Raw genomic sequence first — 24,985 nt, 5'->3', positions numbered from 1 at the left:
TCCAGCTTTGAATTTTTCTGCCCGGAGTATAACGAGCAGCTTGTAGGAGGTCGGGGCGAGGCGACGGTTGAGCTGTGAACTGCATCACACTTGGCCGTACTGTTGGCCGTGACGCAACCAGCGCTCCAATAGTGGACTGACATGCTGCGGCCAATGGGCCAGCAGGGCCTGCGCGGCGTCGCGCACGGCGGGCAGTAGGTCGGCGTCGCGCATCAGGTCGGCGACCTTGAACTGCAGCAGGCCCGTCTGGCGGGTGCCGAGCATTTCGCCGGGACCACGTAGCTCCAGGTCCTTTTCGGCGATGACGAAGCCGTCGCAGGTCTCCCGCATGATCGCCAGGCGTTCGCGGCCGAGCTGCGACAGCGGCGCGTGGTAGAGCAGCACACAGTGGCTGGCGGCGCTGCCCCGGCCGACGCGGCCACGCAGCTGGTGCAGCTGGGCCAGGCCCAGGCGCTCGGGGTTCTCGATGATCATCAGGCTGGCGTTGGGCACGTCCACACCGACTTCGATCACGGTGGTGGCCACCAGCAGTTGCAGGGCACCGGCCTTGAATTCAGCCATCACCGCGGCCTTCTCGGCGGGCTTCATGCGCCCATGGATCAGGCCGACATGCAGTTCCCCCAGCGCCGAGGAGAGTTCTTCGAAGGTGGTTTCCGCGGCCTGGCAGGTCAGCTCCTCGGACTCTTCGATCAGGGTGCAGACCCAATAGGCCTGGCGGCCTTCGTGGCAGGCCGCGCGGACCCGCTCGATCACCTCGATGCGGCGGCTGTCGGCCACCAGCACGGTATTCACCGGGGTTCGGCCGGGGGGCAGCTCATCGAGGATGGAGGTGTCCAGGTCGGCGTAGGCGCTCATGGCCAGCGTTCGCGGAATCGGGGTGGCGGTCATGATCAACTGGTGCGGGCACAGGCGGCCGTCCACACCCTTCTGGCGCAGTGCCAGGCGCTGCTGGACGCCAAAGCGGTGCTGCTCGTCGATGATCACCAGGGCCAGGCGCTTGAACGTCACTTCCTCCTGGAACAGCGCATGCGTGCCGACCACCATCGGTGTGCCGCCGGCAATCTGTTCCAGCGCGGCGGCGCGGGCCTTGCCCTTGAGCTTGCCGGCCAGCCAGGCCACTTCGATGCCCAGCGGCTGCAACCACTTGCTGAAGGTAAGGAAGTGCTGCTCGGCGAGGATTTCGGTGGGGGCCATCAGGGCGACCTGGTAACCAGCTTCCAGCGCCTGCAGGGCGGCGAGGGCGGCGACCACGGTCTTGCCGGCGCCGACGTCGCCCTGCACCAGGCGGAGCATGGGTTCGTGCTGGGCCAGGTCGTAGGCGATCTCGGCGCCGACGCGCTGTTGTGCGCCGGTGGGCTTGAAGCCGAGGTTGGCCAGGTACTTTGCGGGCAGCTTGCGCGCGGGCGGTAGCGGCGGCGCATGCTGGGCGCGCAGGCTTTCGCGCAGGCGCTGCAGCGACAGTTGGTGGGTCAGCAGCTCCTCGAAGGCCAGGCGCTGCTGGGCCCAGTGCTGGCCTTCGGCAAGCTCTTCCAGATCGGCATCCGGCGGGGGGCGGTGCAGGTAGCGGATGGCGTCGTCCAGGGAGCCGAGGTGGTAGTCGCGGGCCAGCTCCCTGGGGAGCCAGTCCGGCAGGCTGTGCGGACCGAGGCGGGCCAGGGCGAGCTGGCTGAGGGAGCGCAGGCGCTGCTGGGTGAGGCCTTCGGTGGTGGGGTAGATGGGCGTCAGGGTCTGTTCCACCGGCGGTGCTTCATCGCCCGACAGGGCGCGGTACTCCGGGTGGTAGATCTCCAGGCCGGTGGCGCCGGGGCGAACTTCGCCGTAGCAGCGCAGCTGGGTGCCGCGTTTGAGGCCCTCCTTCTGCGCCTGGCTGAAGTGGAAGAAGCGCAAGGAGAGGGTGCCGCTGCCGTCCTGCAGGCGAACCAGCAGGCTGCGCCGGCGGCCCATGACCACATCGGCGCCGCCGACAATACCTTCCACCACCGCATCCTGCCCCGGGCGCAGTTCACCGATGGGGGTGATGCGGGTGCGGTCCTGATAGCGGGTCGGCAGGTGGAAAAGAATGTCCTGCAGGTTTTCCAGGCCGACCTTGGCTAGTTTTTCCGCCAGGGCGGCGCCCACGCCTTTCAGCGCAGTAACCGGGACTTGGGCCAGCTCGGTCATGCCGGCTGCGGTTCGCCCTGGGTCTGCGGATGGGCCACTGAGCAGAGGCGAATGGAATCCGCCAGCACTTCAATGGCGCGCGGGCGCGGGAAGCTGGCGCGCCAGGCAATCGCCACCGTGCGGAAGGGCACGGGAGGCGTCAGCGGACGGATTTCGATCACGCCAGGAGCGTAATGGTGGCTGTCTACCGCGGAGAACGGCAGGATCGACACGCCCAGGCCCGAGGCGACCATGTGGCGGATGGTTTCCAGGGAGCTGGATTCCACCGTGGTGTGCTTGGCGCTGTCTTCGCCACCCTTACGCAGGCTGGGGCAGGCTTCCAGCACCTGGTCGCGGAAGCAGTGGCCTTCGCCCAGCAGCAGCAGGCTCTTGTCGTTGAGCATGTCGCTGTCGATGGACTCGCGGGCGGTCCAGGGGTGGCTGGACGGCAGCAGTACGTAGAAGGGTTCGTCGTAGAGCGGCTTGGTCAGCACGTCGGCTTCTGCGAAGGGCAGGGCGATGATGATCGCGTCCAGCTCGCCGGTGCGCAGTTTGTCGCGCAGGACGTGGGTGAAGTTCTCTTCGATGTAGAGCGGCATCTGCGGGGCGACCCGGTGCAGCTGCGGAATCAGGTGCGGGAAGAGGTAGGGGCCGACGGTGTAGATGGCGCCCACCTTGAGCGGCGCGGTCAGCTGGTTCTTGCCGGCCTGGGCCATCTCGCGGATGCCTTGGGCCTGCTCCAGTACCTTCTGCGCCTGGGTGACGATACCCTCACCGACCGGGGTCAGGCGCACGGCGCTCTTGCTGCGCTCGAAGATGAGCACGCCAAGCTCGTCCTCCAGTTTCTTCACCCCGACCGAGAGGGTCGGCTGGCTCACATGGCAACGCTCGGCCGCACGGCCAAAATGCTGTTCCTGGGCGAGGGTGACGATGTAGCGCAGTTCGGTGAGGGTCATAGCGATTTTCCATTGAGGTCCGGCAAGCATAGCGGCTGGAGTCAATGGAACCAAGCGCCTGCGCCGGGGCGGCACAGGCGCTTGCAGGTCAGCGGCGGTCCAGCGAGTAGACGAAGGGTGCGACCACTTCCAGGGAGCCGTTGTTCAGCAGTTCCGGCGGCGGTGGCGGCAGCGGCTGGGCGCGGCGGATCATTTCCAGGGTGGCGCGATCCAGCGAGGTACTGCCGGATTTGCCGACCAGGGAATAGGAGATGACTTTGCCTTCGCCATCGACCACGAAGCGCAGGCGGTTCACGCCTTCGAAACCACGACGGCGAGCGTCTTCCGGGTAGCGCTTGTAGCGCGCCAGGTGGCTGAGCAGCTTGCTCTGCCAGGTTGGCTTGGCATCCGATGGGGCGCTGGCGGCAGCCTGCTGCTGGGCGGCGGGCTTGGTATCGCTCGGCGCGGTAGTCGGCGCGGCAACGCTTTCCTTCACGCTTTCGGTTTCGCGCGGCTTCTCAGGCTTCGGCTCGGGCGGCTTGGGCTTCGGCGGCTTGGGCTTGGGTTTTGGCTTGGGCGCGATGGCGATCTTTGGCTTGGGCGCCTCGACCAGCTTGGGCAGCGGTTCGGGCTCGACCTGCGGAGGCGGCGGAGGTGCCGGTTTGGGCGCGGGGGCCGGCAGCGGCTCCAGCTCCACCAGCATGGCCGCGGGCGGTAACTCGATCGGCTCGGCGTGTGGGCGCCAGTAGAGTGCCCAGAGGCCGAGGCCGATGTGCAGGCCGAGCACGACGACCAGGCTGACGCCCCAATGCGACAGCTTGCGTTTTCCTTGGCTCATTGGGTTCCGACCGTCTCGAGTCCTACCAGGCCGATCTTCAGGTAGCCGGCACCGCGCAGGGTGTCCATGACTTCCATCAGGCGACCGTATTCGACGACCTTGTCGCCACGGACGAAGATGGTCTTTTCCTTGTCGGCATGGGTCAGTTTGTCCAGCACGCTGCCCAGTTGCTCTTCGCTGACCTGCTCGTTGTCCAGGTACAGGCTCTTGTCTTCCTTGATGCTCAGGTAGATCGGCTTGTCCGGTCTGGCTGCGGGCTTGGCAGTGGAGGCGGGCAGGTCGACCTTGATGTCGACCGTGGCCAGGGGAGCGGCGACCATGAAGATGATCAGCAGCACCAGCATCACGTCGATGAAGGGGGTGACGTTGATCTCGTGGGTTTCCTGGAGGTCATCGCCACCTTCGTTCAGATGGATTCCCATGGCTCAGCCCACTTTCGCCATGTGCGGAGACTGGCCGCGATCGGCCGGTTGGTGGTCGAGGTCACGGCTGACCAGCAGCAGGACCTGGGCGGAGGCGTCGGACACCTGCGCCTTGTAGCCGGCGATGGAGCGCGCGAAGACGTTGTAGATGACCACGGCGGGGATCGCCGCGACCAGGCCAAGGGCAGTGGCCAGCAGGGCCTCGGCGATGCCGGGCGCCACCACGGCGAGGTTGGTGGTCTGGGATTTGGCGATGCCGATGAAGCTGTTCATGATGCCCCAGACGGTGCCGAACAGGCCAACGAAGGGCGCGGTGGAACCGATGGTGGCGAGCACGCCGGTGCCCTGGCTCATCTGCCGACCGCTGGCGGCGACCAGACGTTCCAGGCGGAAGCTGACGCGCTCCTTGATGCCTTCTTTCTCGCGGGTATTGGTGGACAGGCGCATTTCTTCCTGGGCGTCCTGCACCAGTTGGCGGGACACGCAGGCGCCGTTGCTGACCTTATCGCCGGCCTCGCCCAGGGTGCGGGCGCCCTTCAGGGTTGCCAGTTCGCGGCGCAGACGGCGCTTGGCGGCCAGCAGTTCGAAGCCTTTGGCGATCCACACGGTCCAGGTCAGTACCGAAGCCAGGGCCAGGCCGATCATCACGGCTTTCACCACGATGTCGGCGTTCTGGTACATGCCCCAGGGGGACAGGTCGTGGGCCAGCAGCTGTTCGCCTGTGGCCTCGGCAGCCAGCGGATCGGTCGGCAGGGCGTTCGGGTCCAGCACCGCGCCATCGGCCGGTGCCGCAGCGCCTTCGATGGCCGGAGCCGCGTCGGTGGGCGCGGCAGCCTGAGTCGCGGCGGCCGGTGCGGCCTGGGCGGTCGGCTCTTCAGCGAAGGATGCGTTGGGCGCCAGCATCAGGCTGATCAGCAGGGCTGCCAGCAGGCGTGGCGGGCGCGAGGCGATGTTGGGCTGGGCGTTGCGGACGTTTGGATTCATGCTGGCCGGACCTGAAGAAAGGAATGCGGTTTCGTCCATCGGCGTTGAAGCGCCAGCCTGGACCGAAGGGTCTGCATTATTGCAATTAATTCTTGTTTGTAAAAGTGACTCTATAACAGTAGTGGCGCTGTCCGACGGCTTATCTCCTGCATGGTCTATTTGGCGACAGTCGGCCAAGCCCCTATGCTGAGGCCTTTTCCGGAGCTTTCCTGATGTCCGTTCCCGCTTCCCTCCTGATTGCCGGCTGCGGCGATGTCGGCAGTCGCCTCGCCCAGCGGATGCTGCACACCGGCTGGACCGTGCATGGCCTGCGGCGTCAGGTCGCAGCGCTGCCTGCCGGTGTCCTGCCGGTGGCCGGCGACCTGGAGCAGCCTGCCTGCCCGGTAGACTGGCCGACCGGTCCGCTGGATTACCTCGTTTACTGTGTGGCCGCCAGCCAGCACGACGAGGCGGGCTACCGGGCCGCCTATGTCGATGGGTTGCGTCATGTGCTCGCCTGGTTGGCGCAGCACGGTCAGAAGCCGCGCCGCCTGCTGTTCGTGTCCAGCAGCGGTGTGTATGGCCAGCGTGATGGCGAATGGATAGACGAGACCGCGCCGGCGGAGGCCGAGGGCTACTCCGGCCGGGTCATGCTGGAGGCCGAGCGCCTGGCCCTGGCCAGCGGTATTCCGGCTACGCGGGTACGCCTGACCGGCATTTACGGCCCAGGTCGTGAATGGCTGCTGAAGCAGGTGCGCATGGGCTACCGGGTGGTCAGCGAACCGCCGCTCTACGCGAACCGTATCCATGTCGACGACTGTGCCGGCCTGCTTGCCCACCTGCTCGAGGCCGATGCCGCCGGGACGGCGCTGGAGGACTGCTACATCGGCGTCGATGATGCGCCGGCGCCGCTGCATGAAGTGGTGGGCTGGCTGCGTGAGCGCCTGGGGGTGACCGAGTGGGCCGAGGAATCTACCGTGCGCCGCTCGGGCAGCAAGCGCTGCAGCAATGCCCGTGCTCGCGCACTGGGCTGGGCGCCGCGCTACCCCAGCTTCCGCGAAGGCTACGCGGCGATCCTTGGCGACGCCTGACGCCATGGTCGCCAACCGCATGCTGGCGCGCCCCTGGTTGCCGGGAGTGGAGCTGTTCCACGCGGATTTTTCCGGGCAGCCCTTCGGCCGCCACAGCCACGATGCCTTTGCTATCGGTGCCATCCTCCAGGGTGTTGGCGGCTATCAGTGCCGGGGTGCGCGACATGCCTTGCCGGCCGGCACCCTGTCGCTGATGAATCCGGAAGAGCCCCACACCGGACACGCCGAGTCCGACCGGCTGGTCTATCGCATGCTCTATGTCGAGGAAGCGCGCTTGCCGGCCCTGCTCGGGCGCAAGTGCCTGCCAAGCGGATTTCGTGAATTGAATCCGGCCGATGACGGCCTCGTGGCGGCCGGGTTGGCGCGCCTGGCGGCGGAATTCGAGCGGGGCGATGCGCTGGCGCTGGAAAGCGAACTGCTGGATGTACTGGAACGAGTCTTCGTGCGTCACGGCGGTTTGCGCGTGGCGGCGCCCGCTTCGCGGGACGGTGGTGTGACGGCCTTTCTGCGCGACTACCTGGAAGCGCATTACGCCGAGGCGGTCAGCCTGGAGCAATTGGCCGGCCTGGTGCAGCGTCATCCGCGCTATCTGATCGACGCCTTCCGCGGCGCCTATGGCGTGCCGCCGCACACCTACCTGTTGCAGCGTCGAGTCCGTGAAGCCAAGCGCCTGCTTCTGGGCGACCAGCCGCCGCTGGAGGTGGCGCTGTCTCTCGGGTTCTACGACCAGGCGCACTTCTCCGGCACTTTCAAGCGGTTCACCGGCGTCACGCCGGGGCAGTTCCGCCGCGCCGCGCGCACCTGAGTTTTCTCCAAGACCGCCCGCTTGCCAGGCCTCGACACTGGCCGCCGTATTTCACGGAGGCTCGAAGCCATGCTCGCGTTGTTCCTGCTGGTCGCCAGCACCCATTTCGCTGCCTTGCTGTCACCAGGTCCGGATTTTTTCCTGCTGCTGCGCGCCGGGCTGGTCAAAGGATTGCGCCATGCCGACGGTGTTGCGGCGGGCATCGCGCTGGCCAATCTGCTGAGCATGCTGCTGGTGCTGCTCGCCCTGAGCCTGCTGCCTGTTTTGGAGGGGCCTGGCTGGAAACTGCTGCAGTTGGTGGGAGGCGGCTACTTCATCTGGATTGGCGCCCAGGCGCTGCTGACGACCCGCGAGCTGGAACTGCCGCAGGCCGAGGCGGGCGAGCGCGGTTCGTGGCGGCTCGGATTTTCCGAGGGGCTGCTGGCCAGCAGTCTTAATCCCAAGCTGCCGATCTTCTATGCCGGGCTGTTCGGCGTGCTGCGCAATGCGGCCATGCCCGGCTGGGGGCTGGCCATGAGCATGGGCTGGATGACAGCGGTGGTGCTGTTCTGGGATATGGCGCTGGTGCGCTTACTGGGGCATCCGCGCTGGCGCGGTTGGTTGCAGCTGCGGGTGAGGGAGCTGGATAGGCTTTGCGGGGCGTTGTTGCTGGCGCTGGGGATGTGGCTGGTGGTCAGCGTGTAGGAGCGAACGCTTGTGATCGGTCGGCACGAAGCTTCGCGAGCAGAGCTCGCTCCTACGTCCTGCGGAATAACTTCAGTCGCGCTCCAGCAGCCAGGCGCGTTTGCCGGGGGAGTATTCGGGCATCTCATCGATCTGCGCGCGGTTGCGGGCTTCGAGAATTTCCAGTTCATCGCCGTTATGGACGAAGATCCAGGCCGCGCCCTGGTTGCCCTGTTGTAGCCAGATGCTGTCATTCTCGCCACTCATGGCTGCGCAGTCGCCGGCCAGGCAGAGTGCGTAGCGATCAGCACCCGGGAGGCCTTCCAGGCTGCCATCCGGATTGAATTTGACCAATCCGCCCTCGCCCTGGCCTTCGACGATTTTCCAGGCGCCACCGAGATAAGCGGAGTAGAGCGCGTGCTCGAACGCGCTGCCCGGCGGTGCACCTTCGGCAGGTGTCTTGTCCGGGTGGATGAAACGCTGCTCGGGAAGGTTCTCGCTGGCCTGTTGGACCAGCTCCTTGCCGTTCACTTCCAGGACTTCGTGGTAGTCACCGTAGAAGTCCACCCGCCAGTTGCCGTCCTCCTGGGTGGCGAGGCGCCCCTCGCCCAGTTCGAAGCCGTTGCTGTAGTGGGCTTCGCCGGTCTTCTGGTCGATCTGCCATTCCAGGTTCGGGCCATAGGCGAGCAGGGACTCGCGCAGCTTGCCTTCTTTGGCTGCGGCGTTGATCGCCGCCTGGTTGATCCAGATACCGCTGGGGTCGGAGGGCGTGCTGGAACAGCCGCCGAGAATGGCCGCACAGAGCAGCAGGGGGAGCGCGACACGCATGACGGATTCCTTCCGGAACGATGCCACGGGCCGGACGGCCCGTGGCGGGAGTGGCTTATTCGAGGACCAGGATGGCGTCCATTTCCACCTGGGAACCGCGCGGCAGGGCGGCAACGCCGATGGCGGCGCGAGCCGGGTAGGGCTGCTCGAAATAGCGACCCATGACTTCGTTCACCTTGGCGAAGTGGGACAGGTCGGTCAGGAAGATGTTCAGCTTGACGATGTCCTTGAAGGAACCACCAGCAGCCTCGGCTACGGCTTTCAGGTTCTCGAACACCTGAATGGTCTGGGCTTCGAAGCCTTCCACCAGTTCCATAGTCTTGGGATCAAGGGGGATCTGGCCGGACATGTAGACAGTGTTGCCGGCCTTGATGGCCTGGGAGTAAGTGCCGATGGCGGCAGGGGCCTTGTCACTGCTGATAACGGTCTTGCTCATGAGAACTCCTTGGGTCTTTAGGATCGGCTACGCCCGCACACGGGTGATGCGAATCACCCCTTTGAGCGCACGCAGCTTCTTGATCACGCGGGCCAGGTGCACGCGGTCGTGCACGCTGACGACCAGTTGGACCACGCTGATGCGGCCATCGCGCTCGTCCATGCTGATCTTCTCGATGTTGCCGTCGGCGGCATTGACACTGCTGGCCAGCAGGGCGATCAGGCCGCGCTGGTGTTCCAGCTCGACGCGCAGCTCGACGTTGAACTCGCCAGCGACATCCTTGGCCCAGGAGAGCTGGATGCACTTCTCCGGGTTGTGCCGGATCTCGCCGATGTTCTTGCAGCTTTCCAGGTGCACCACCATGCCCTTGCCGGCGGAGAGGTGGCCGACGATGGGGTCGCCCGGAATCGGGGTGCAACACTTGGCGTAGCTGAGCACCAGACCCTCGGTGCCGCGGATGGCCAGTGGGCCTTCGGGGCTCGGCAACTGCTCGCCGTCACTGGCCAGCAGGCGGCGTGCGACCACATAGGCCATGCGGTTGCCGAGGCCGATGTCTTCCAGCAGGTCTTCGATCACGTCCAGGCGGTATTCGCCGAGGACGGCCTGGATGCGCTCGGGGCTGATCTTGTCCAGATGGCTCTCGAAGCCTGCGAGCGCCTTGTTCAGCAGGCGTTCGCCGAGGTTGATGGACTCGGAGCGGCGCTGCTGCTTGAGCGCATGGCGGATGTGGGTACGGGCTTTTCCGGTCACCACGAAATTGAGCCAGGCCGGGTTTGGCCGGGCACCCGGCGCGGTGACGATTTCCACGGTCTCGCCGCTCTGCAGCGGTTCGGACAGCGGTGCCAGGCGGCGGTTGATACGGCACGCGATGCAGGTGTTGCCGACGTCGGTGTGCACCGCATAGGCGAAGTCGACCGCAGTGGAACCTTTGGGCAGCTCCATGATGCGGCCCTTGGGCGTGAACACGTAGACCTCGTCGGGGAAGAGGTCGATCTTCACGCTTTCGATGAATTCCAGCGAGTTGCCGGCGCGCTGCTGCAGCTCGAGGATGCCCTTGACCCACTGGCGAGCGCGGGCGTGAGTGCCCTTGGGCTGGTCGTCCTCGGTGGACTTGTACAGCCAGTGGGCCGCGATGCCGTTGTTGGCCATCTCTTCCATCTCACGGGTGCGGATCTGGATCTCGATGGGCACGCCGTGCATGCCGAACAGCGTGGTGTGCAGCGACTGGTAGCCGTTGGCCTTGGGGATCGCGATGTAATCCTTGAAGCGGCCGGGCAGCGGTTTGTACAGGTTGTGCACGGCGCCGAGCACGCGGTAACAGGTGTCGACCTTGTCGACGATGATGCGGAAGGCGTAGACGTCCATGATTTCGTTGAACGCCCGGCGCTTGCCGCGCATCTTCTTGTAGATGCTGTAGAGGTGCTTTTCGCGGCCGATGACCTCGCCTTCCATGCCTTCGCGTCGCAGGCAGTTGGTCAGCGATTCCTCGATCTTGTTGACGATTTCCTTGCGGTTGCCGCGGGCGCGTCTGACTGCGGCGCGGATGCGCTCGGAACGCATCGGGTGCATGGCCTTGAAGCCGAGGTCCTCGAACTCCACGCGCATGCTGTGCATGCCCAGTCGGTTGGCGATGGGTGCGTAGATTTCCAGGGTTTCCTTGGCGATGCGCCGGCGCTTTTCGCCGGACAGCACTTCCAGGGTGCGCATGTTGTGCAGGCGATCGGCCAGCTTGACCAGGATCACGCGGATGTCGCGCGCCATGGCCATGGCCATCTTCTGGAAGTTTTCCGCCTGGGCCTCGGCCTTGGACTCGAAGTTCATCTGGGTCAGTTTGCTGACCCCGTCCACCAGCTCGGCGACGGTTTCGCCGAACTGCGCGCTGAGGGCTTCCTTGGCGATGCCGGTGTCCTCGATCACGTCATGCAGCATCGCGGCCATCAGGCTTTGATGGTCCATGTGCATGTCGGCGAGGATGTTGGCTACGGCGAGCGGGTGGGTGACGTACGCTTCGCCGCTGCGTCGACGCTGGCCGTCATGGGCCTGCTCGGCATAGAAGTAGGCTCGGCGCACCAGGTTGACCTGGTCGGCGCCGAGGTAGGCCGAAAGTCGATCGGCAAGGACGTCTATGCTCGGCAAGATGTCTCTCCTTGCCGACCTTCATGACCCTGCGCCGTGCGACGTCGACCAGGCATGGATTCAGAGGGCCTCGTTGGCCTCGTCATCGAATGCGGCGAACAGCGGCTCTTCTTCAACGATGTCTTCCTGGGCGATGACGTCGTAGTCGACCAGGCCGGCAGCGATCTCGCGCAGGGCGACTACGGTCGGCTTGTCGTTTTCCCAGGCTACCTTCGGCTCCTTGCCGCCGGTGGCCAGCTGACGGGAACGCTTGGTAGCGAGCATGACCAGCTCGAAGCGGTTATCGACGTTGTCCAGGCAGTCTTCAACGGTAACGCGGGCCATGGTGTTCCTCGTAGCACGAAATGAATGGCTGATGCTTTGCCCAAATGGGCGAGCGGACTGAATAGTCTAAAAAATCGCCACCAATTAGGGAAGCGCCGATTTTCGGCGCCCCTCGGGATGGAGTCTGGGCCAAGGCGGGACCGGAAGCCAGCTATGGCGGCGATAGAGGCTGCCGAAGGTCAATCCAGCAGTCGGGCCAGCAACGCGCCGTGGCGAACCTGCTGGGGCGCCTGACGCAGCTGGTTGGCGCGGAAGATGGACTTGAGATCGTCCAGGGCCGTGGCGAAATCGTCGTTGATCACCAGGTAGTCGTACTCGACGTAGTGACTCATTTCGCTGACGGCCTCGCGCATGCGCCGTTCGATGATCTCTTCGCTGTCCTGGCCACGGTTGTCCAGGCGCTGGCGCAGGGCTTGCTGGCTCGGCGGCAGGATGAAGATGGATTTGGCCTGGGGCATCAGGTGGCGCACCTGCTGGGCGCCCTGCCAGTCGATCTCGAGGATCAGGTCGTGGCCTTCGGCCAGGGTCTGCTGCACCCAGCGCTGAGAGGTGCCGTAGAGGTTGCCGAAGACTTCGGCATGTTCGAGGAAGTCGCCGTGCTCGAGCATCTGCACGAACTCTTCGCGGCTCACGAAGTTGTAGTTGACGCTGTCCACCTCGCCCGGACGCATGCCACGGGTGGTGTGGGATACGGAAACGCGAATGTTGGGCTCGGCATCGATCAACGCCTTGACCAGGCTGGTCTTGCCGGCGCCGGAGGGCGCGGAAACGATGTACAGGGTGCCGGGAGTGGCGGTCATGGAGGCAGTCTCTTACTCGATGTTCTGGACTTGTTCGCGCATCTGCTCGATCAACACCTTGAGGTTGACCGCAGCCTGGGTGCTGCGCGGGTCAAAGGCCTTGGAGCCCAGTGTATTGGCTTCGCGATTGAGCTCCTGCATCAGGAAGTCGAGGCGGCGACCGGCGGCGCCGCCGGCCTTGAGCACGCGGCGGACTTCACCGATGTGGGTGCCGAGGCGGTCCAGTTCTTCGGCCACGTCGCTTTTCTGTGCCAGCAGGACCATTTCCTGTTCCAGCCGTTGCGGGTCGAACTCGGCCTTCATTTCGGCGAAGCGGTCGACGATCTTCTGCCGCTGGGCGGCGAGCATCTGCGGAACCAGTGCGCGCAGGGCGACGACTTCTTCCTGCATGGCGTCCAGGCGGTCATTGAGCAGGCGGGCCAGTTCGGCACCTTCACGGGCACGGCCGTTCTTCAGTTCGTCCAGGGCCTGGGCGAAGGCTTCCAGGGCAGCGGCATTCAGGGCTTGCGGGTCGGCGGCGTCGGCTACCAGTACGCCGGGCCAGGCAAGGACCTCCAGGGGATTGAGCGGGGCTGGCTGCTGGATCAGCGCGGCGACGCTCTCGGCGGCCTGGATCAGCTGGCTGGCGCGTTCGCGATCCACTTGCAGCGGCTTGCCGGCGGTCTCTTCGGCCAGGCGCAGGGTGCATTCCACCTTGCCGCGCGACAACCCCTGGCGCAGGGCGTCGCGAACCGGGCCTTCGAGGTCGCGGAAGGCTTCCGGCAGACGCAGGTGGGGTTCGAGATAGCGATGGTTGACCGAGCGCAGTTCCCAGCTCAGGGTGCCGTGGGGGCCGGCCCGCTCCACGCGGGCGAAGGCGGTCATGCTGTGCACCATGGGGTGTCCTCTCGGTTTCGGCGATCAAAGGAGGCGATTGTAGCCCAGGCGGCTTTCGCCTCCCAACGCGGCGATGTCCCCCTCGGCGCCGGGCCTCTATAATGGCGGGCAGATTTCTCCCGAACAGGTAAGCCCCGATGAAACGTCCCAGTGGCCGCTCGGCCGATCAGCTGCGCCCGATCCGCATCACCCGCAACTACACCAAACATGCCGAAGGTTCGGTGCTGGTTGAGTTCGGGGATACCAAAGTGATCTGCACGGCCAGTGTCGAATCCGGCGTGCCACGCTTTCTCAAGGGCCAGGGCCAGGGTTGGTTGACCGCCGAGTACGGCATGCTGCCGCGCGCCACCGGTGAGCGTAACCAGCGCGAGGCCAGCCGTGGCAAGCAGGGCGGTCGTACCCTGGAAATCCAGCGCCTGATCGGTCGTTCGCTGCGCGCCGCGCTGGACATGACCAAGCTGGGCGAGAACACCATTTACCTGGATTGCGATGTGATCCAGGCCGACGGCGGTACCCGCACCGCATCCATTACCGGCGCCATGGTGGCCCTGGTCGATGCGCTGAAGGTGCTGAAGAAGCGCGGCGCCCTGAAAGGCGAGCCGTTGAAACAGATGGTTGCCGCGGTCTCCGTGGGCATTTACCAGGGCGAGGCGGTGCTGGACCTGGACTATCTGGAAGACGCCGCCGCTGAAACCGACCTGAACGTGGTCATGACCGATGCTGGCGGCTTTATCGAAGTCCAGGGCACTGCCGAAGGCGTGCCTTTCCAGCCGGAAGAGCTGACCGCCATGCTGGACCTGGCGCGCAAGGGCCTGAACGACCTGTTCGAACTGCAGCGCGCCGCCCTGGCCGACTGACACCAAAGCCACGAGGAAGCGGGTATGGACGAACCAACTCAGTATCAGGAGCCGAACCGGGAAGTACGGCAATGGGCGATGTTCTGCCATTTCTCCGCCTTCCTCGGCCTGGTGTTCCCCTTCGGCAATCTGCTCGGTCCGTTGATCGTCTGGCAGATCAAGAAGGACCTCGACCCCTTCGTCGATGCCCAGGGCAAGGAAGCGCTGAACTTCCAGATCACCGTGGCGCTGGCCGTGGTGCTGTGCTTCCTGCTGATGCTGGTGGTGATTGGCTTCCCGCTGCTTGGACTGGTTAGCATCGGTGCGCTAGTGCTGACCATCATCGCCGGGATCAAGGCCAATGAGGGGCAGGCCTATCGCTACCCCTTCTGCTGGCGGCTGGTGAAGTAGCTCGAATCGCGGACAAGAAAAAGCCGGCTTTCGAGCCGGCTTTTTCTTGCCTGGATCACACGCTGAGCAACCAGTCGTAGTCGACGATCAGCGGCGCATGCTGGGAGAAGCGCGGCTGACGCGGCAGCTTGGCGCTGCGCACGAAGCGGCGCAGGCCCGGCGTGAGCACCTGGTAGTCGAAGCGCCAGCCGAGGTTGAGCATCTCGGCCTGTTCGCTATCCGGCCACCAACTGAACTGGTCACCTTCGCGGCTGACTTCGCGCAGGGCGTCCACATAACCCATGTTGCCGAACACCTCGTCCATCCAGGCGCGCTCAGGCGCCAGGAAGCCAGGGATCTGCTGGCAGTCGCGCCAGTTCTTCACGTCCAGCTTCTGGTGGGCGACGTAGAGCGAGCCGCAATAGATGTACTCGCGGCGCTTGCGGCGCTGCTTGTTCAGATAATGGGTGAGGTCGTCCATGAACTTGAACTTGTGGTTCAGGTTCTCGTCCCCGCCTTGCCCGGAAGGCAGCAGCAGGGTGGCGATGCTCACTTTGTCGAAATCTGCCTGCAAGTAGCGTCCGTACCGATCGCAGGACTCGAATCCGAGTCCCCAGATAACCGCCTTGGGTTGCAACCGCGAATAGAGCGCCACGCCACCTTGGGCAGGCACTTCGGCATCGCCGGCATAGAGGAAATAACCATCCAGTTGGAAGGCAGGGTCGTCCAGGTCGAAGGCGGAGGCACGTGTGTCTTGCAGGCAGATCACGTCGGCATTCTGCGCTTGCAGCCAGCTGAGGAGTCCCCGCTCGGCTGCCGCTTGAATACCATTCACGTTCACGCTGATGATCCGCATAAATGGCCCCCAAAAACACGTGCGTGTATGATACCCGAGCTCTTTCTTTTTAGCTAAATCCGTGCCGTCCGAGGCTTTTCATGCAGGCGTACCAACGCGATTTCATTCGCTTTGCCATTGAGCGCGGAGTACTGCGTTTCGGTGAGTTCACTCTCAAGTCCGGGCGTACCAGCCCCTATTTCTTCAACGCCGGCCTGTTCAACAGTGGCCTGGCGCTCGCCCAGCTCGGTCGATTCTATGCCGCCGCCGTAGTCGACAGCGGCATTCCTTTTGATGTGCTGTTCGGCCCGGCCTACAAGGGCATTCCCCTGGCAGCCGCTACCGCTGTGGCGCTGGCCGAGCATCATCAGATCGACATTCCGTGGTGCTTCAATCGCAAGGAAGCCAAGGATCACGGCGAAGGCGGCACCCTGGTCGGTGCGGCGCTTGCCGGTCGCGTACTGATCATTGATGACGTGATCACCGCTGGCACAGCCATCCGCGAAGTGATGCAGATCATCGAGGCGCAGAAGGCCCAGGCAGCCGGCGTACTGATCGCGCTGAACCGTCAGGAACGCGGCCAGGGCGAACTTTCGGCTATACAGGAAGTGGAGCGTGACTTCGGCATGCCGGTGGTCAGCATCGTGTCGCTTGAACAGGTACTGGAGTACCTGGCGGGTGACGCCGAGCTGAAGAAGCACCTGCCCGCCGTGGAAACCTATCGCGCCAACTTTGGTATCTGACTGTCCGGACTGGGAGTCCTAATGCTCAAGCCCCCCGCACTCTTCCTTGGCCTGCTGGGGTCACTGTTGCCCGCGTTGGCCGGGGCGGCGGAGCTGTATCGCTATGTCGACGACAAGGGCGTGACCGTACTGGACCGCCAGGGCGTGCCGCCGGAGTACATCGGCAAGGGTTATGAGGTGCTCAACGAGCAAGGGCGGGTCATGCGTGTGATCCCGCCTGCACCCAGCCGTGAGGCGATGCAGCGCCAGTTGGATGAAAAGGCCCGCGCCAGCTCTGATGCACAATTGTTGCGGCTCTACACCAGTGTCGAGGATATCGACCGTGCCCTGGAGCGCAAGATGGCCGAGCTGGATGGCCTGATCGGCGTTGCCCGTGGCAATCAGCAGTCGCTGCGTACCCAGCAGTCCAACCTGCAGAGCCAGGCGGCGGAAAGTGAGCGGGCGGGACGCGAGGTTCCGACCCACCTGGTAGAGCAGATCGACAACCTGCGCGACCAGCAGAAGGGCCTCGACAAGGACATCGCCCGGTACGAAAAGGACCGCGCGGCGGCGAAGGCGAGCTATGCCGCCGACCGCGCGCGGTTGGCCGAACTTCTCGGCGGCACCCGCTAGCTGGCCGCCCTGTTCGAGGCGGCCTGCCAGATCGTCAGCCAGACGGGACTAAACGCTCGAAGCCCCGGACCCTCTCTCTCAGCCATTCCGGCAGTCGCAGACTCTTGCGGCTGGCGGCATCGGCATGCACGTAGATCACTTCGCCTGAGGTCAGCTGCTCGCCGCCGCGCCAGATGCCCAGTTCGAACGCCAGGCTGGCGCCACCCAGGCGGCTGACGCGCACGCCAATGTCGAGTGCGTCGTCGAAGCGTGCCGGCGCCAGGTATTCCAGCAGGGTCTTCACCGCGAAGAAGTCACCGCCATCCTTGAGCAGGTCGGCCGGATAGGCGACGTCCAGGGCGCGGAAATATTCGGTGATGGCAACGTCTGCGTACGTCAGGTAGTTACCGTTGAAGACAATGCCCTGCGGGTCCACTTCGGCCCAGCGCACGCGCAAGGGGTGGAAGAAACTGAACGCATCGCGGGACAGCGTGGCCATTTCCGGCTCCTCAAATGGAACAGGCCGGATCGCTCCGGCCTGTCTGGGTGTCGCTCCGCTCAGTGACGCTTGCGGTTGGTGATCAGGGTACCGACGCCGCTGTCGGTGAAGATCTCCAGCAGCACGGCGTGAGGTACGCGGCCATCGATGATGTGCGCGGCGTTCACGCCACCCTGCACCGCGTCCAGTGCGCAGCGGATCTTCGGCAGCATGCCGCCGTAGATGGTGCCGTCGGCGATCAGGTCGTTGACCTGCTCGGTGGACAGGCCGGTGAGCACCTGGCCCTGCTTGTCCATCAGGCCGGCGATGTTGGTCAGCAGCATCAGCTTCTCGGCCTTGAGCGCCTCGGCCACCTTGCCGGCCACCAGGTCAGCGTTGATGTTGTAGGACTCGCCGTTGGCGCCGACGCCGATGGGGGCGATCACCGGGATGAAGTCGCCCTTTACCAGCATGTTCAGCAGGTCGGTGTTGACGCTGGCGACCTCGCCCACATGGCCGATGTCGATGATCTCCGGCTGAGTCATCTCCGGGGTCTGGCGGGTGACGGTGAGCTTCTTCGCGCGGATCAGCTCGGCATCCTTGCCGGTCAGGCCGATGGCGCTGCCGCCGTGGCGGTTGATCAGGTTGACGATGTCCTTGTTCACCTGGCCGCCCAGGACCATCTCCACCACATCCATGGTCTGCGCGTCGGTGACGCGCATGCCGTCGATGAAGTGGCTTTCGATGGACAGGCGCTTGAGCAGGTCGCCGATCTGCGGGCCGCCGCCATGCACCACCACCGGATTGATGCCGACGGCCTTCATCAGCACCACATCGCGAGCGAAGCTGGCCTTCAGTTCGTCGCTTTCCATGGCGTTGCCGCCGTACTTGACCACCAGGGTCTTGCCGACGAAGCGGCGGATATAGGGCAGCGCTTCGGACAGGACCTGGGCGACGTGGGAAGCAGCGTCAAGGCTGAGGGTCATGCTGGGCTCCAGTGACACGGATCAGAACGGCAAGTTGAGTTCAGGGGCGATGAGGGTGAGCTGGCTGCGGAACACCTGCTTGATGCGCTCCAGCTCTTCCTCGGTGTCGGCCTCGAAACGCAGCACCAGCACAGGCGTCGTGTTGGAGGCGCGGACCAGGCCCCAGCCCTTCGGATAATCGACACGCACGCCATCGAGGGTGGTGAGATTGGCTTCGCCCCAGCTGGCTTCGCGCTGCAGGCGCTCGATCAGGCGGAACTTGCTCTCGTCGGTGACGGTGATGTTGATTTCCGGAGTGGAGACGTCCTTGGGGAAGGCCGAGAACACATGTTCGGCGTCACGCTTATCCTGGCTGAGGATTTCCAGCAGGCGGGCGGCGCTGTAGATGCCGTCGTCGAAGCCGTACCAGCGTTCCTTGAAGAAGATGTGACCGCTCATCTCGCCGGCCAGCAGCGCGCCGGTTTCCTTCATTTTTTTCTTGATCAGCGAGTGGCCGGTCTTCCACATCACCGGGCGGCCGCCGTAGCCGCTGATGAGCGAGGTCAGGCGGCGGGTGCACTTCACGTCGAAGATGATGTCGGCGCCCGGGTTGCGCGATACAACGTCCTTGGCGAACAGCATCAGCAGGCGGTCGGGGTAGATGATGGTGCCTTCGTTGGTCACCACGCCGACGCGGTCGCCGTCGCCGTCGAAGGCCAGGCCCAGGTCGGCCTTTTCTTCCTTCACCTTGGCGATCAGGTCTTCCAGGTTCTCGGGCTTGCCCGGGTCCGGATGGTGGTTGGGGAAGGTGCCGTCGACGTCGCAGAACAGCGGGATCACGGTGCAGCCCAGGGCTTCGATCAGTTGCGGAGCGATCACGCCGGCCACGCCGTTGCCGCAGTCCACGACCACTTTCATGGGCTTGGCCAGGGCGATGTCGTCGCGAATTTCGCGGAAGTAGCGGTCCAGCACGTCGACCGCTTCGACGCTGCCCGCGCCGCTGGCCAGGTCATTGTTCTGGATGCGGGTGTGCAGGGCGGTGATCTGTTCGTTGGCCAGGGTTTCGCCTGCCACCATGATCTTGAAGCCGTTGTAGTCCGGCGGGTTGTGGCTGCCGGTGAGCATCACGCCGGATTTTCCGGCGAGCACGTTGGCGGCGTAGTAGAGCGCGGGGGTCGGTACCATGCCGACGTCAGTGACCTGGCAGCCGCAGTCCAGCAGGCCCTGGATCAGTGCCTGGACCAGTTCGGGGCCGGACAGGCGGCCATCGCGGCCGACCGAGACGCAGGGCTCGCCGCGAGCCAGGCTCTCCGAGCCGATGGCGCGGCCGACCCAGTAGGCGGTCTCGGTGGTGAGGGTATCGCCGACCACGCCGCGGATGTCATACGCGCGGAAAATGCTGGCGGGCAGGGTGGGGGCGATCTGTTCGATGCTGGTCATGGCGGGGGCTTGCTCCAATCCCAGGAGGTCCTGGTCTTCGTCGAGGATGTCGATATCGAGAATGTCGGTATCTTGGAATACTGGGTCGGCCAGTTCGGCCGGTCGGGCAGGTGCCTGGGCAACGGGGTTGCTGGCGACCGCCTGGGTCAGGCCGTTGTTCGGCGCCGGCTCGGGTTTGCGCCTGGGTTGGCGGGCGAGCGCCTGGGCCAGGCTGTCCAGCGCCGGCAGGCGCAGACTGAAGGCTTTGACGCTCTTGCCGTTCGAGAGTTCTTGCAGCAGTTGATTCAGCTGCTGGGTGTCATCGCGCAGCTTGCGCTGCAACACGCCCTGGCTGAGCTTCAGGCCGGCTATCGCACCACCAAGGGCGAGCAGCGCGGCCAATGCCAGCATCAGGGGGGACAGGTGCGATGCGGTCAGGGACTGGCCTGGAGTGAAACTGAGCGTCCAGTTCGGGTTGCCGCTGTCCAGGGCCAGCGGAGTGGCATTGGCGGCCGCGCCGCGCTGGGCTAGCACCTGGACCGGAGCATTGGTGAACTGCTGGGCCAGTTGCAGCTGTCCGATGTCTGCCGGCAGCGACGGTAGGCTGCGCAACAGGCGTTCCAGATCGAAGACCAGCAGCAGGGTGCCCTGGGGCGCGCTCTGTCCGTTCAGGCGTAGCGGCGCGGCGCTATACACCAGCCAGCGTTGGCCCACCTTGTAGGCTTCCGGGCTGGGTTGCTGGCCGTTTTCCAGGCGACGCAGCATGTCCAGGGCCGCAAAGTTCATGGGCGCGGCGCGCTGGGTGTTCTGCTGGGCCTGGCCGGGCAGGTTGAGGTGCGCGTCGATCACGCCGTCGCGATAGCCCAGACCCCGCTCGGCGGCCATCAACTGGCTGGCGTCGCCGCTGTTGAGGGCGTCGATCAGGCCTGGATCGTGGGCGGCGGCCGTGGTATCGGCCTGAAGTTGAGTGATGGCCTGGCGCAGGGTTGCCGCCTGGCTGCCGCCCCAGGCCTGGCTGAGCTGGTCGATGCGGCTCTGCTCGGCGGGGCCGAGGGTCCCGAACCAAAGCAGGGCGCCGGCAGCGGCTACGCCAGCCAGGGCGGCGAGCGCGCCGGGGATCAGGTCGTCAGAGCCTTTGCGAGCGGACGTGGCATCGGTCCGCTTGCTGGTCGATCCGTTGGCGGCGTCCTTGCTGCTGCGCTTGAAGAGTTTCACTCAACGTCTCCTGGGCGATTCGTCCTGGTGTTGGGCTGTCAGTGGCTGCCGGTGTGACCGAAACCGCCTGCGCCACGCTCGCTTTCGTGGAACTCCTCAACCAGCTCGAAGTGCGCCTGGACCACGGGCACCAGGACCAGCTGGGCGATGCGCTCGCCAATGGCGATGCGGAAGGCGGTCTGGCCGCGGTTCCAGCAGGACACCATCAGTTCACCCTGATAGTCGGAGTCGATCAGGCCGACCAGGTTCCCGAGTACCACGCCGTGCTTATGGCCGAGCCCCGAGCGCGGCAGAATCAGCGCCGCCAGGCCGGGATCGGCGATGTAGATCGACAGGCCGGTGGGGATGAGAATGGTCTGGCCCGGCTCCAGGACGACTTCTTCCTTGAGCATGGCGCGCAGGTCGAGGCCGGCGGAGCCCGGGGTGGCGTACTGCGGCAGCGGGAATTCGCTGCCGATGCGGGAGTCGAGGATCTTGGCTTGCAATGAGTGCATGGAGTCTCAGGCCTGGTTGAGGCGGTCGGCGATGAAGGTGATCAGCTGGCGGGCGATCTTGCCTTTGCTGGTCTGGGCGAAGCTGGTCTGCGCCAGTTCCCGGTCGATGACCGTGATGGCGTTTTCCTCGCTGTTGAAGCCGATGGTGGGGTTGGCCACGTCATTGGCAACGATCAGGTCGAGGTTCTTGTCCTTGAGTTTGCGCGAGGCGTACTCGAGCAGGTTCTCGGTTTCGGCGGCGAAGCCCACGCTGAACGGGCGATCGGGTCGGCTGGCGAGCGTCGCGAGGATATCGGGGTTGCGTACCAGCTGCAGCAGCAGCCCTTCGCCGCTGGTCGGGTCTTTCTTCATCTTGTGCTGTGCGACCACTTCCGGGCGGTAGTCGGCTACGGCGGCGGCGGCGATGAGCAGGTCGCAGGGCATGGCGGCTTCGCAGGCGGCAAGCATGTCGCGGGCACTGACGACGTCGATGCGGTTGACCCGATCCGGCGTGGGCAGATGCACCGGGCCGGTGATCAGAGTGACTTTGGCGCCAGCCTCCACCGCGGCTTCGGCCAGGGCGAAGCCCATCTTCCCTGAGCTGTGGTTCGTGATGTAGCGCACCGGGTCGATGTTTTCCTGGGTCGGTCCTGCGGTAATCAGCACGTGGCGGCCGGTGAGGGCGCGGTGCTCGAAGCAGTCGGCGGCGCGTTGGGCCAGTTCCTCGGCCTCCAGCATGCGGCCGAGGCCGACGTCGCCGCAGGCCTGGCTGCCCGCTGCCGGGCCGAACAGGCGCAAGCCGCGCTTGGCGAGGATTTCCAGGTTGGCCTGGGTGGCCGGGTCGCGCCACATGGCCTGGTTCATGGCCGGGGCCAGCGCCACGGGGGCGTCGGTGGCCAGCACCAGGGTCGTCAGCAGGTCGTCCGCCATACCTTGGGCCAGGCGCGCCATCAGGTCGGCGGTGGCCGGTGCGATCAGAACCAGGTCTGCCCAGCGGGCCAGTTCGATATGGCCCATCGCCGCTTCGGCGGCAGAGTCGAGCAGTTCGAGGTGGACGGGGTGCCCGGAAAGGGCCTGGAGGGTCAGGGGGGTGATGAACTCGCGGCCGCCCTGGGTCATTACCACGCGGACCTCCGCACCCTGGTCGCGGAGCCGGCGAACCAGCTCAGCGCTCTTGTAGGCAGCAATGCCGCCGCCCACGCCCAAGAGGATGCGTTTCCGATAGAGCCGCTGCATAGGCCTGCCTTTTATGGAGGTTGACGGTGCGCTGCGGCGAAGGCGCCTCCCCAGGCCGATCGCCGCGCAAAAAAGGTGGGTTAAGATAGCACAGCGACCGCACTGGAACAGCGGCGCGGCTCAACCATGGAGGTGTCATGAGCATCCGTAATTGGCCTGCGGCAGAGCGTCCGCGGGAGAAGCTTCTTGAACTGGGCGCGGCGGCCCTGAGCGACGCCGAGCTGCTCGCCATATTCTTGCGCACAGGTGTGGCCGGCCGTAGCGCCGTGGACCTGGCTCGTCACTTGCTCAACGATTTCGGCAGCCTGCGCGCGCTGCTGGAGGCCGAACTGCAGGACTTCAGCCAGCACCTCGGCCTCGGCCCGGCCAAGTTCGCCCAGCTTCAGGCCGTTCTGGAAATGGCCCGTCGCCACCTGGCTGAAGGGTTGCGCCGCGACTCCGCGCTGGAAAACCCGCAGGCCGTGCGTGATTTTCTCAAGGCGCAACTGCGCCATTCCCATCACGAACAGTTCGCTTGCCTGTTCCTCGATGCCAAGCACCGGGTGCTGGCCTTCGAGGTGCTGTTCCACGGCACCATCGACGGCGCCAGCGTCTACCCGCGCCAGGTGGTGAAGCGCGCCCTGGCGCACAACGCGGCGGCGCTTATCCTCAGTCACAACCATCCTTCGGGCGTCGCCGAGCCCAGCGAAGCCGATCGCCAGCTGACTCGTCGTCTCCAGGAAGCACTGGCGCTGATCGACGTGCGGGTGCTCGACCATTTCATCGTGGGTGCGGGTGAGCCGTTGTCGATGGCGGAGCGAGGCTGGATCTAATCCAGCCTTACCTTGGCAAAGTCCTGCCGGCCGAAGGGGTTGACCTGGTAGCCCTCGACATTGGCGCGGGTCAGGGCGAAGGCGGTGGGGTGGGCGAGCGGCAGCCAGAGCGCCTGCTCGCGGACGATCTGCTGGGCCTTCGTATAGAGAGTGGTGCGCTCAGCCGGATCGGCGTGGGTCTTGCCGTCGGCGATCAGCTTGTCGAGATCGGCATTGCAGTAGCGCGCGAAGTTGAGCCCGGATTGCACCGAGGCGCAGGAAAACTGCGGGGTGAGGAAGTTATCCGGATCGCCGTTGTCACCGGCCCAGCCCATGAACAGCAGGTCGTGTTCACCGGCCTTGGCGCGACGGATCAGCTCGCCCCATTCGATCACGCGGATTTCCGCCTGGATGCCCACCTTGGCCAGGTCGGCCTGCAGCAGTTGCGCGCCGAGGCTGGGGTTCGGGTTGAGCAGACTGCCGGAAGGGCGGGTCCAGATGGTGGTCTTGAAGCCGTCCTTGAAGCCTGCTTCGGCCAGCAGCGCCTTCGCCTTCTGCGGGTCATGGGAGTAGGCCGGCAGGTCCTTGGCGTAGCTCCAGGTGTTTGGCGGGTACGGGCCGTCGGCGGCGCTGGCGCTCCCCTCGAAGACGGCTTTCAGGTAGCTCGCCTTGTCGAAGGCCAGGTTGATCGCCTGGCGAACCTGCGGTTTGTCCAGGGGCGGGTGCTGGCTGTTGATGCCGACGAAGGCGGTCATGAACGCTGGCGTCTGGATCACGCGGATGTTCTTGTCACCGGCGGCGGACTGCACATCCAGCGGTTTGGGCGAGAGCGCGATCTGGCACTCGCCACGACGCAGTTTCTGCAGGCGTACATTGGCGTCGGGGGTAATGGCGAACACCAGGTCATCGACGCCGGGCTTGCCGCCGAAATAGTCGGGGTTGGCGGCGTAACGCACGGCGGCATCCTTCTGGAAGCGCCTGAAGATGAAGGGGCCGGTGCCGATGGGCTGGGCGTTGAGCATCGAAGGGGTGCCGGCTTGCATCAACTGGCCGGCGTACTCGGCCGAATAGATGGACGCGAAGCCCATGCTGAGGGTAGCGAGGAATGTGGCATCCGGTTTGTTCAGGGAGAAGCGCACCTGTTGGTCGTCGACCTTGTCGATGCTTTTGATCAGGCTTGGCAGCTGCATGGACTGGGCATGGGGAAAGCCGCTCTGGGCGACCTTGTGCCAGGGGTTGGCCGGATCGAGCATGCGCTGGAAGCTGAAGACGACGTCCTCGGCATTCAGCGTCCGGCTCGGCTTGAAGTAGTCAGTGTTGTGGAACGCCACGCCCTGGCGCAGGTGGACGGTATAGGTCAGGCCGTCGGCGGATACCTCCCAGCGTTCAGCCAGGCTCGGTACCAGCTTGCCCTGCTGGGCGTCGAACTCCACCAGGCGATTCATCAGGACATCGGCCGATGCGTTGGTGGTGGTCAGGGAGTTGTACTGCACGACGTCGAAGCCCTCGGGACTGGCCTCGGTGCAGACGCTTAGGGTCGCGGCCTGGGCGAACAGCGGGGCGAACAGCAGCGGGAGGGCGGCGAAACGCATGGCAAGCTCCTTTGCATTGGAGGGCGGGCCCGCAGCGGGCCAAAGGCCTTACCCTAGACCAAGCCAGGTCAGCGGACAATGCGCGGGGGCGACGAGCGGTCGCCTCGCAGTAGCCCCCCTGGTGCGGCGGCGCGGGTATGATTGCGGCTTCCCCGAGCCTGTGGG

General features: G+C 65.2%; 26 protein-coding genes. 8 read left to right on the top strand and 18 right to left on the bottom strand.

All coding sequences use genetic code 11. The features are described from left to right. Nucleotides 1-84 precede the first annotated feature (84 nt). The 5 genes from recG to exbB all read right to left on the bottom strand — a co-directional run bounded on the left by recG (nt 85) and on the right by exbB (nt 5,318). The gene (gene recG / locus THL1_RS27940; RefSeq protein ID WP_069086273.1) at nt 85-2,160 is read right to left on the bottom strand and encodes an ATP-dependent DNA helicase RecG; all 2,076 of its coding nucleotides are present in this window, start codon (nt 2,158-2,160) and stop codon (nt 85-87) included. Next, nucleotides 2,157-3,095, bottom strand: a complete 939-nt coding sequence (locus THL1_RS27935) for a hydrogen peroxide-inducible genes activator (RefSeq protein WP_069086272.1) — start codon at nt 3,093-3,095, stop codon at nt 2,157-2,159. The genes recG and THL1_RS27935 overlap by 4 nt, the downstream gene beginning before the upstream one ends. A gap of 88 nt (nt 3,096-3,183) precedes the next feature. After that, a complete protein-coding gene (locus tag THL1_RS27930; RefSeq protein ID WP_069086271.1) occupies nt 3,184-3,912 on the bottom strand; it encodes an energy transducer TonB in 729 nt (242 codons plus the stop codon). Continuing rightward, on the bottom strand, nt 3,909-4,334 hold the full coding sequence (gene exbD / locus THL1_RS27925; RefSeq protein WP_069086270.1) for a TonB system transport protein ExbD: 426 nt from the start codon (nt 4,332-4,334) through the stop codon (nt 3,909-3,911). The genes THL1_RS27930 and exbD overlap by 4 nt, the downstream gene beginning before the upstream one ends. A gap of 3 nt (nt 4,335-4,337) precedes the next feature. After that, nucleotides 4,338-5,318 (bottom strand): tonB-system energizer ExbB, encoded by a 981-nt coding sequence (gene exbB / locus THL1_RS27920; RefSeq protein WP_069086653.1) that lies wholly within the window; start codon nt 5,316-5,318, stop codon nt 4,338-4,340. Nucleotides 5,319-5,530: 212 nt separating this feature from the next. On the opposite strand from exbB, the gene THL1_RS27915 reads away from it, so the two are divergent. The 3 genes from THL1_RS27915 to THL1_RS27905 all read left to right on the top strand — a co-directional run bounded on the left by THL1_RS27915 (nt 5,531) and on the right by THL1_RS27905 (nt 7,877). Then, nucleotides 5,531-6,388 (top strand): SDR family oxidoreductase, encoded by an 858-nt coding sequence (locus THL1_RS27915; protein ID WP_069086269.1) that lies wholly within the window; start codon nt 5,531-5,533, stop codon nt 6,386-6,388. Nucleotides 6,389-6,392: 4 nt separating this feature from the next. Beyond that, entirely contained in the window at nt 6,393-7,193 is an 801-nt protein-coding gene (locus THL1_RS27910) for a helix-turn-helix transcriptional regulator (protein ID WP_069086268.1), read from the top strand. 69 nt (nt 7,194-7,262) lie between these two features. Then, nucleotides 7,263-7,877 carry a LysE family translocator gene (locus THL1_RS27905; protein WP_069086267.1) on the top strand — a complete coding sequence of 205 codons (615 nt, stop codon included), beginning with the start codon at nt 7,263-7,265 and terminating at the stop codon, nt 7,875-7,877. Between the two features lie 72 nt (nt 7,878-7,949). Here THL1_RS27905 and THL1_RS27900 read toward each other — a convergent pair whose 3' ends face one another. The 6 genes from THL1_RS27900 to THL1_RS27875 form a co-directional block, all read right to left on the bottom strand. Continuing rightward, nucleotides 7,950-8,684, bottom strand: a complete 735-nt coding sequence (locus tag THL1_RS27900) for a hypothetical protein (protein ID WP_069086266.1) — start codon at nt 8,682-8,684, stop codon at nt 7,950-7,952. 55 nt (nt 8,685-8,739) lie between these two features. Beyond that, on the bottom strand, nt 8,740-9,120 hold the full coding sequence (locus THL1_RS27895) for a RidA family protein (protein ID WP_069086265.1): 381 nt from the start codon (nt 9,118-9,120) through the stop codon (nt 8,740-8,742). A gap of 27 nt (nt 9,121-9,147) precedes the next feature. Continuing rightward, nucleotides 9,148-11,256: a bifunctional GTP diphosphokinase/guanosine-3',5'-bis pyrophosphate 3'-pyrophosphohydrolase gene (gene spoT / locus THL1_RS27890; protein ID WP_069086264.1), complete on the bottom strand. Its 2,109-nt coding sequence runs from the start codon at nt 11,254-11,256 to the stop codon at nt 9,148-9,150. Between the two features lie 60 nt (nt 11,257-11,316). Further along, nucleotides 11,317-11,580, bottom strand: coding sequence for a DNA-directed RNA polymerase subunit omega (rpoZ, locus tag THL1_RS27885; protein ID WP_069086263.1), 264 nt, complete (start codon nt 11,578-11,580; stop codon nt 11,317-11,319). A 179-nt stretch (nt 11,581-11,759) separates the two neighbouring features. Then, entirely contained in the window at nt 11,760-12,380 is a 621-nt protein-coding gene (gmk, locus tag THL1_RS27880) for a guanylate kinase (RefSeq protein WP_069086262.1), read from the bottom strand. A 12-nt stretch (nt 12,381-12,392) separates the two neighbouring features. Continuing rightward, a complete protein-coding gene (locus THL1_RS27875; RefSeq protein WP_069086261.1) occupies nt 12,393-13,256 on the bottom strand; it encodes a YicC/YloC family endoribonuclease in 864 nt (287 codons plus the stop codon). A gap of 137 nt (nt 13,257-13,393) precedes the next feature. Here THL1_RS27875 and rph point away from each other — a divergent pair, with 137 nt between their 5' ends. Both rph and THL1_RS27865 read left to right on the top strand, forming a co-directional pair. Further along, the gene (gene rph / locus THL1_RS27870) at nt 13,394-14,113 is read left to right on the top strand and encodes a ribonuclease PH (protein WP_069086260.1); all 720 of its coding nucleotides are present in this window, start codon (nt 13,394-13,396) and stop codon (nt 14,111-14,113) included. Nucleotides 14,114-14,137: 24 nt separating this feature from the next. Beyond that, nucleotides 14,138-14,503: a DUF4870 domain-containing protein gene (locus THL1_RS27865; RefSeq protein WP_028626898.1), complete on the top strand. Its 366-nt coding sequence runs from the start codon at nt 14,138-14,140 to the stop codon at nt 14,501-14,503. A gap of 55 nt (nt 14,504-14,558) precedes the next feature. Here THL1_RS27865 and THL1_RS27860 read toward each other — a convergent pair whose 3' ends face one another. Beyond that, on the bottom strand, nt 14,559-15,338 hold the full coding sequence (locus THL1_RS27860) for an exodeoxyribonuclease III (protein ID WP_069086259.1): 780 nt from the start codon (nt 15,336-15,338) through the stop codon (nt 14,559-14,561). Nucleotides 15,339-15,418: 80 nt separating this feature from the next. Here THL1_RS27860 and pyrE point away from each other — a divergent pair, with 80 nt between their 5' ends. Both pyrE and THL1_RS27850 read left to right on the top strand, forming a co-directional pair. After that, entirely contained in the window at nt 15,419-16,060 is a 642-nt protein-coding gene (gene pyrE, locus THL1_RS27855) for an orotate phosphoribosyltransferase (protein WP_069086258.1), read from the top strand. A 21-nt stretch (nt 16,061-16,081) separates the two neighbouring features. Next, nucleotides 16,082-16,672, top strand: a complete 591-nt coding sequence (locus tag THL1_RS27850; protein WP_069086257.1) for a DUF4124 domain-containing protein — start codon at nt 16,082-16,084, stop codon at nt 16,670-16,672. 34 nt (nt 16,673-16,706) lie between these two features. Here THL1_RS27850 and THL1_RS27845 read toward each other — a convergent pair whose 3' ends face one another. From THL1_RS27845 to coaBC, 5 genes are all read right to left on the bottom strand, one after another. Then, nucleotides 16,707-17,150 (bottom strand): acyl-CoA thioesterase, encoded by a 444-nt coding sequence (locus THL1_RS27845; RefSeq protein ID WP_069086256.1) that lies wholly within the window; start codon nt 17,148-17,150, stop codon nt 16,707-16,709. A gap of 59 nt (nt 17,151-17,209) precedes the next feature. Then, a complete protein-coding gene (argB, locus tag THL1_RS27840) occupies nt 17,210-18,115 on the bottom strand; it encodes an acetylglutamate kinase (protein ID WP_069086255.1) in 906 nt (301 codons plus the stop codon). A 21-nt stretch (nt 18,116-18,136) separates the two neighbouring features. Beyond that, nucleotides 18,137-19,534 carry a phosphomannomutase/phosphoglucomutase gene (gene algC, locus THL1_RS31520; protein ID WP_414703771.1) on the bottom strand — a complete coding sequence of 466 codons (1,398 nt, stop codon included), beginning with the start codon at nt 19,532-19,534 and terminating at the stop codon, nt 18,137-18,139. Between the two features lie 1,232 nt (nt 19,535-20,766). Further along, a complete protein-coding gene (gene dut / locus THL1_RS27830) occupies nt 20,767-21,222 on the bottom strand; it encodes a dUTP diphosphatase (protein ID WP_069086253.1) in 456 nt (151 codons plus the stop codon). Between the two features lie 6 nt (nt 21,223-21,228). Then, nucleotides 21,229-22,437 carry a bifunctional phosphopantothenoylcysteine decarboxylase/phosphopantothenate--cysteine ligase CoaBC gene (coaBC, locus tag THL1_RS27825; RefSeq protein WP_069086252.1) on the bottom strand — a complete coding sequence of 403 codons (1,209 nt, stop codon included), beginning with the start codon at nt 22,435-22,437 and terminating at the stop codon, nt 21,229-21,231. Between the two features lie 137 nt (nt 22,438-22,574). Between coaBC and radC the strand changes: the two genes are divergently transcribed. Beyond that, on the top strand, nt 22,575-23,249 hold the full coding sequence (radC, locus tag THL1_RS27820; RefSeq protein WP_069086251.1) for a RadC family protein: 675 nt from the start codon (nt 22,575-22,577) through the stop codon (nt 23,247-23,249). On the opposite strand, the gene THL1_RS27815 is transcribed toward radC, so the two are convergent. Next, nucleotides 23,246-24,820 carry an ABC transporter substrate-binding protein gene (locus tag THL1_RS27815; RefSeq protein WP_069086250.1) on the bottom strand — a complete coding sequence of 525 codons (1,575 nt, stop codon included), beginning with the start codon at nt 24,818-24,820 and terminating at the stop codon, nt 23,246-23,248. The two genes, radC and THL1_RS27815, sit on opposite strands and share 4 nt — an antisense overlap. Nucleotides 24,821-24,985 lie beyond the last annotated feature (165 nt).

It is taken from the genome of Pseudomonas sp. TCU-HL1 (assembly GCF_001708505.1).
Classification (GTDB): domain Bacteria; phylum Pseudomonadota; class Gammaproteobacteria; order Pseudomonadales; family Pseudomonadaceae; genus Metapseudomonas.
The sequence above is the reverse complement of the archived record's forward strand: the minus strand, read 5'-3'. Positions and strand labels throughout refer to the sequence as shown.

Bases quoted from the DNA above. Each gene is read 5' to 3' on its own strand.
- recG (WP_069086273.1), bottom strand. From the start codon at position 2,160: ATGACCGAGCTGGCCCAAGTCCCGGTTACTGCGCTGAAAGGCGTGGGC.
- THL1_RS27935 (WP_069086272.1), bottom strand. From the start codon at position 3,095: ATGACCCTCACCGAACTGCGCTACATCGTCACCCTCGCCCAGGAACAG.
- THL1_RS27930 (WP_069086271.1), bottom strand. From the start codon at position 3,912: ATGAGCCAAGGAAAACGCAAGCTGTCGCATTGGGGCGTCAGCCTGGTC.
- exbD (WP_069086270.1), bottom strand. From the start codon at position 4,334: ATGGGAATCCATCTGAACGAAGGTGGCGATGACCTCCAGGAAACCCAC.
- exbB (WP_069086653.1), bottom strand. From the start codon at position 5,318: ATGAATCCAAACGTCCGCAACGCCCAGCCCAACATCGCCTCGCGCCCG.
- THL1_RS27915 (WP_069086269.1), top strand. From the start codon at position 5,531: ATGTCCGTTCCCGCTTCCCTCCTGATTGCCGGCTGCGGCGATGTCGGC.
- THL1_RS27910 (WP_069086268.1), top strand. From the start codon at position 6,393: ATGGTCGCCAACCGCATGCTGGCGCGCCCCTGGTTGCCGGGAGTGGAG.
- THL1_RS27905 (WP_069086267.1), top strand. From the start codon at position 7,263: ATGCTCGCGTTGTTCCTGCTGGTCGCCAGCACCCATTTCGCTGCCTTG.
- THL1_RS27900 (WP_069086266.1), bottom strand. From the start codon at position 8,684: ATGCGTGTCGCGCTCCCCCTGCTGCTCTGTGCGGCCATTCTCGGCGGC.
- THL1_RS27895 (WP_069086265.1), bottom strand. From the start codon at position 9,120: ATGAGCAAGACCGTTATCAGCAGTGACAAGGCCCCTGCCGCCATCGGC.
- rpoZ (WP_069086263.1), bottom strand. From the start codon at position 11,580: ATGGCCCGCGTTACCGTTGAAGACTGCCTGGACAACGTCGATAACCGC.
- gmk (WP_069086262.1), bottom strand. From the start codon at position 12,380: ATGACCGCCACTCCCGGCACCCTGTACATCGTTTCCGCGCCCTCCGGC.
- THL1_RS27875 (WP_069086261.1), bottom strand. From the start codon at position 13,256: ATGGTGCACAGCATGACCGCCTTCGCCCGCGTGGAGCGGGCCGGCCCC.
- rph (WP_069086260.1), top strand. From the start codon at position 13,394: ATGAAACGTCCCAGTGGCCGCTCGGCCGATCAGCTGCGCCCGATCCGC.
- THL1_RS27865 (WP_028626898.1), top strand. From the start codon at position 14,138: ATGGACGAACCAACTCAGTATCAGGAGCCGAACCGGGAAGTACGGCAA.
- THL1_RS27860 (WP_069086259.1), bottom strand. From the start codon at position 15,338: ATGCGGATCATCAGCGTGAACGTGAATGGTATTCAAGCGGCAGCCGAG.
- pyrE (WP_069086258.1), top strand. From the start codon at position 15,419: ATGCAGGCGTACCAACGCGATTTCATTCGCTTTGCCATTGAGCGCGGA.
- THL1_RS27850 (WP_069086257.1), top strand. From the start codon at position 16,082: ATGCTCAAGCCCCCCGCACTCTTCCTTGGCCTGCTGGGGTCACTGTTG.
- THL1_RS27845 (WP_069086256.1), bottom strand. From the start codon at position 17,150: ATGGCCACGCTGTCCCGCGATGCGTTCAGTTTCTTCCACCCCTTGCGC.
- argB (WP_069086255.1), bottom strand. From the start codon at position 18,115: ATGACCCTCAGCCTTGACGCTGCTTCCCACGTCGCCCAGGTCCTGTCC.
- algC (WP_414703771.1), bottom strand. From the start codon at position 19,534: ATGACCAGCATCGAACAGATCGCCCCCACCCTGCCCGCCAGCATTTTC.
- dut (WP_069086253.1), bottom strand. From the start codon at position 21,222: ATGCACTCATTGCAAGCCAAGATCCTCGACTCCCGCATCGGCAGCGAA.
- coaBC (WP_069086252.1), bottom strand. From the start codon at position 22,437: ATGCAGCGGCTCTATCGGAAACGCATCCTCTTGGGCGTGGGCGGCGGC.
- radC (WP_069086251.1), top strand. From the start codon at position 22,575: ATGAGCATCCGTAATTGGCCTGCGGCAGAGCGTCCGCGGGAGAAGCTT.
- THL1_RS27815 (WP_069086250.1), bottom strand. From the start codon at position 24,820: ATGCGTTTCGCCGCCCTCCCGCTGCTGTTCGCCCCGCTGTTCGCCCAG.